This window comes from Aeromonas sp. Prich7-2 (assembly GCF_017939255.1).
Taxonomy (GTDB): domain Bacteria; phylum Pseudomonadota; class Gammaproteobacteria; order Enterobacterales; family Aeromonadaceae; genus Aeromonas; species Aeromonas caviae.
The window spans coordinates 1-4,084 of the sequence record NZ_JAGKRI010000127.1; the positions used below are offsets into that span (position 1 = coordinate 1).

Sequence of the window (4,084 nt, forward strand, 5' to 3'; positions counted from 1 at the left end):
ACCTGGCCAGAAGGAGGCAATATCAATATGATGCACGGCGACAGCAGGGTGATGGTGGTGGTGTGTTTGGAGACAGCCAGTTTACCAGCACCCTGTCTGTCAACTTCCACTTCCCCAAGATCCCGCGAAGAACCAAAAAAAAGCCCACTGTCATGCAGTGGGCCAATCACAATCACATCACGCCTGGAGTAGCAGACGGTTGATACGGGAGACGAAGCTCGCCGGATCATTGAGGCCACCCTGCTCCGCCAGCTGGGCCTGCTCGTGCAGGAGGGAGACCCACTCGCCAAACAGGCTCTCATCCTCGATGGTGCCGAGCTTCTTCACCAGGGCATGGTCGGGGTTGAGCTCCAGGATGTACTTCTGCTCCGGCACCGGCTGACCGGCGGCGCGCATCAGCTTGATCATCTGGGTGCTCATGCCGTGGGCGTCGGTGACGATGCAGGACGGCGAGTCGGTCAGACGGTGGGTGACGCGCACCTCTTTCACCGCCTCCCCGAGGCTCTTCTTGACCCGCTCCACCAGACCGGCGTTGGCTTTTTCGGCCTCCTCCTGCGCCTGCTTGGAGGCGTCGTCTTCCAGATCCCCGAGATCCAGTTCGCCACGGGTGACGGAGACCAGCTGCTTGCCGTCGAACTCGGTCAGGTGGCTCATCAGCCACTCGTCCACCCGCTCCCACATCAGCAGCACTTCGACGCCCTTCTTGCGGAAGATCTCGAGGTGCGGGCTGTTCTTGGCAGCGGCATAAGAGTCGGCGGTGATGTAGTAAATCTTCTGCTGACCTTCCTTCATGCGGCCAACGTAATCCTCGAGCGACACGGTCTGGGCTTCGCCCTCACCGGCGGTGCTGGCAAAGCGCAAGAGCTTCGCGATCTCTTCCCGGTTGGCGTAATCCTCGGCCGGGCCCTCTTTGAGCACATTGCCGAACTCGCTCCAGAACTTGGCGTACTTCTCGCCATCCTCTTTCGCCAGCTTGTTGAGCATGGTGAGCACGCGCTTGGAGCAGGCCTTGCGCAGGGAGGCGGTCACCTTGTTGTCCTGCAGAATTTCACGGCTGACGTTGAGCGGCAGATCGTTGGAGTCCAGCACCCCTTTCACGAAGCGCAGGTAGGTCGGCATGAACTGCTCGGCGTCGTCCATGATGAAGACGCGCTGCACATAGAGTTTCAGGCCGTGCTTCTGCTCGCGGTTGTAGAGATCGAACGGCGCACGGGCCGGGATGTAGAGCAGGCTGGTGTACTCCTGGGCCCCTTCCACCCGGTTGTGACCCCACAGGAGCGGATCTTCGAAGTCGTGGGCGACGTGCTTGTAGAACTCCTGGTACTCCTCGTCCTTGATGTCCTTCGGGTTACGGGTCCAGAGCGCGGTGGCGCGGTTGACCTGCTCCCACTCGCCCGGGGTACCGACGATGGTTTCACCGTCTTCTTCGCGATCCGGGGTGCCCTCTTTGTACATCTCCACCGGCACGCTGATGTGGTCGGAATATTTGCTGACCACGGAGCGCAGGCGCCAGTCGTCCAGGAACTCCTCTTCATCGCTGCGCAGGTGCAGGATGACGTCGGTGCCGCGACCGGCTTTGGTCACGTCAGCCACGGTGAAGGAGCCTTCCCCTTGTGATTCCCACTGCACGCCCTGCTCCGGCGCGGTGCCGGCGGCGCGGGAGACCACGGTCACCTTGTCGGCCACGATGAAGGCGGAGTAGAAGCCCACCCCGAACTGGCCGATCAGCTGGGAATCCTTGCCCTGGTCACCGGAGAGGTGCTTGAAGAACTCGGCAGTGCCGGACTTGGCGATGGTGCCCAGGTGCTCGATCACCTGGTCACGGGTCATGCCGATGCCGTTGTCCGAAATGGTCAGGGTCTTGTTCTCTTTGTCCACCACCAGGCGCACGCGCAACTGGCCGTCGTTTTCGAACAAAGAGGCATCGGAAAGCGCCTTGAAGCGCAGCTTGTCCGCCGCATCGGAGGCGTTGGAAATCAGCTCGCGCAGGAATACTTCTTTGTTGGAGTAGAGGCTGTGAGCCATCAGGCTCAGCAGTTGTTTGACTTCAGTCTGAAAGCCGTGGGTTTCGGCGTGAACACTTTGGGTCATCGACCAGTCCTCAAAACGTCGGGTTGAACAGATTCCCAAGCTAGATGGGGTTGGCCTTTCAAATATCAAGGGGCTTGCGTGCAAACTTGAGAGCAAATTTGCACACCGGCCCCTCGCTTGGCTCACACAGGCAACCCCCTCCCGGCCTCCCCCTTCACAAGGGGGAGGTGCACCGTCGCCCCCTGTCTGGCGAGGAGGGTCAGATTGGGATCGAGCGTGGAGCCAATAGCGGGGTCAGCCTTGCTCTCCCCTGCCAAAGGGAGGGCTGGGGTGGGGTGCGTTGCTCCCTCCTCTGCCAAGGGGAAGCATGAGGTGGGATCCGTTGCCCCCTCCCCTGCCAAAGGGGGCATGGGGCGGGCTCCGTTGCTTTCTTCCCTGCCAAAGGGAGGAGTGGGGCAAGATCCATTGCTCCCTCCCCTATCAAGGGGAGGGCTGAGGCGGGGTTCGTTGCTTTCTTCCCTGCCAAAGGGAGGAGTGGGGCAGGATCCATCGCTCCCTCCCCTGCCAAGAGGAGGGCCGGGGTGGGGTTCGTTGCCTCTTTAGCTCAGACGCTGGCGCCCCATCAGGGAGTGGGAGAGCGTGGTGCCATCCACCAGCTCCAGCTCCCCGCCCACCGGCACGCCGTGGGCGATGCGGCTCACCTCCACCCCGGCGGTGCGGGCCATGTCGGCGATGTACCAGGCGGTGGCATCCCCCTCGATGGTGGGGTTGGTGGCGAGGATCAGCTCCTTGATCTGCTCCTCCTTGAGGCGGCGCTCCAGGATATCGAGCCCCAGCTCCTCGGGGCCGATGCCGTCAAGGGGCGACAGGTGCCCCATCAGCACGAAGTAACGGCCGGAGAACTGGCCGGTCTGCTCGATGGCGGCCACGTCCGCCGGGCTCTCCACCACACAGAGCAGGCCGTTCTCCTCGCGCTTGGGATTGGCGCAAATATCGCAGCGATCGTTCTCGGTAAAGGTGCGGCAGTGGCTGCAATGACCGATTTCGGTGAGCGCCCGATTGAGCAGGGAGGCCAGACGCAGGCCGCCGCTGCGCTCGCGCTCCAGCAGGGTGAACGCCATGCGCTGGGCCGATTTCGGGCCCACGCCCGGCAAGACCTGCAGCGCCTTCATCATCTCATCGAGCAGGGGACTGAATTTCATGGGGATATCCTTTAAAGCCGCGCCGAAGGAGTGATTCGGCCCGCTTGCCTGAAGCGGTGCCGACGCCTCCATCCGAACCTATCTTGTTGGCGCAGGACTATACCCGAGCCGGCCCCGGGCGCCAATGGCCGGATCCCGCCACAGTGCCTGACGGCCCAACATCACCCCGGTCGGGGCGCAGCACTGAGCGGCAACCTCCCCTTCCCCTCTCCCCACAACCCAGATCACGCCATGATTGCCAAACCAATTCCGGGGAAACCGGGAAACCCTCCCAGATTGCCCCAACTCACTCCCCACCAGCCTCCAGACAAGCCAGCACGGCCAGAAACCAGGCCCACATTGTTTGGTTTTTCTATTCGACAATCAGTTATCGTTTAGCAAAACCAAACAATAAATGCCCTCTTGAGGTCCCGATTTATGACGTTGCGCCGGTTTTCAACGGCTCCCCCTTCTGTTTTTTCACCGGCCGATTAGTATGACTCACGCGACAACCAGCTCCGTTGAGGCCGTTACTAGGGCACGGTGAGAGCTAGGGAAAGTGCGAACAAGTATCCCACGAACAAAAAATGAAAATTTTAGTCATTTAATATCAATGGGTTACCAGTAAATGCTCTCGTGCCATATGACTTATTCGCACCTTCCCTTACCCGTTTACCATAGCGGCCAAAAGTGATCCCTGGATTTGACCCCATAGGTCCAGACACTTTTTCCCGCTTAGGGTTGTGATACCCGACTGCGCAGAAATTCCCGTGGTGAACGGTATCCCAAGGCGCTGTGCGGGTGGTGCTCGTTATAATGCTCAAACGCGATAGCCAAATTGCCTACCGCTGTTCGGCTATCCGGTTTTGGCA

Annotated in this window: 4 protein-coding genes; 1 reads left to right on the top strand and 3 read right to left on the bottom strand. The window is 60.7% G+C overall.

Going from position 1 to position 4,084, the window contains the following annotated elements; all coding sequences use genetic code 11:
- On the top strand, positions 1–203 hold a 203-nt coding region (locus J9892_RS17600), incomplete at its 5' end, for a hypothetical protein (protein ID WP_210538637.1).
- Here J9892_RS17600 and htpG read toward each other — a convergent pair.
- From htpG to J9892_RS17615, 3 genes are all read right to left on the bottom strand, one after another.
- Positions 178–2,091 (bottom strand): molecular chaperone HtpG, encoded by a 1,914-nt coding sequence (htpG, locus tag J9892_RS17605; protein ID WP_042017279.1) that lies wholly within the window; start codon positions 2,089–2,091, stop codon positions 178–180. The two genes, J9892_RS17600 and htpG, sit on opposite strands and share 26 nt — an antisense overlap.
- A 539-nt stretch (positions 2,092–2,630) precedes the next feature.
- A complete protein-coding gene (recR, locus tag J9892_RS17610; RefSeq protein WP_042863719.1) occupies positions 2,631–3,233 on the bottom strand; it encodes a recombination mediator RecR in 603 nt (200 codons plus the stop codon).
- 714 nt (positions 3,234–3,947) lie between these two features.
- On the bottom strand, positions 3,948–4,084 hold a 137-nt coding region (locus J9892_RS17615), incomplete at its 5' end, for an integrase core domain-containing protein (RefSeq protein ID WP_147292412.1).

Coding starts and splice junctions, on each gene's coding strand:
- htpG (WP_042017279.1), bottom strand. CDS start 2,091: ATGACCCAAAGTGTTCACGCCGAAACCCACGGCTTTCAGACTGAAGTC.
- recR (WP_042863719.1), bottom strand. CDS start 3,233: ATGAAATTCAGTCCCCTGCTCGATGAGATGATGAAGGCGCTGCAGGTC.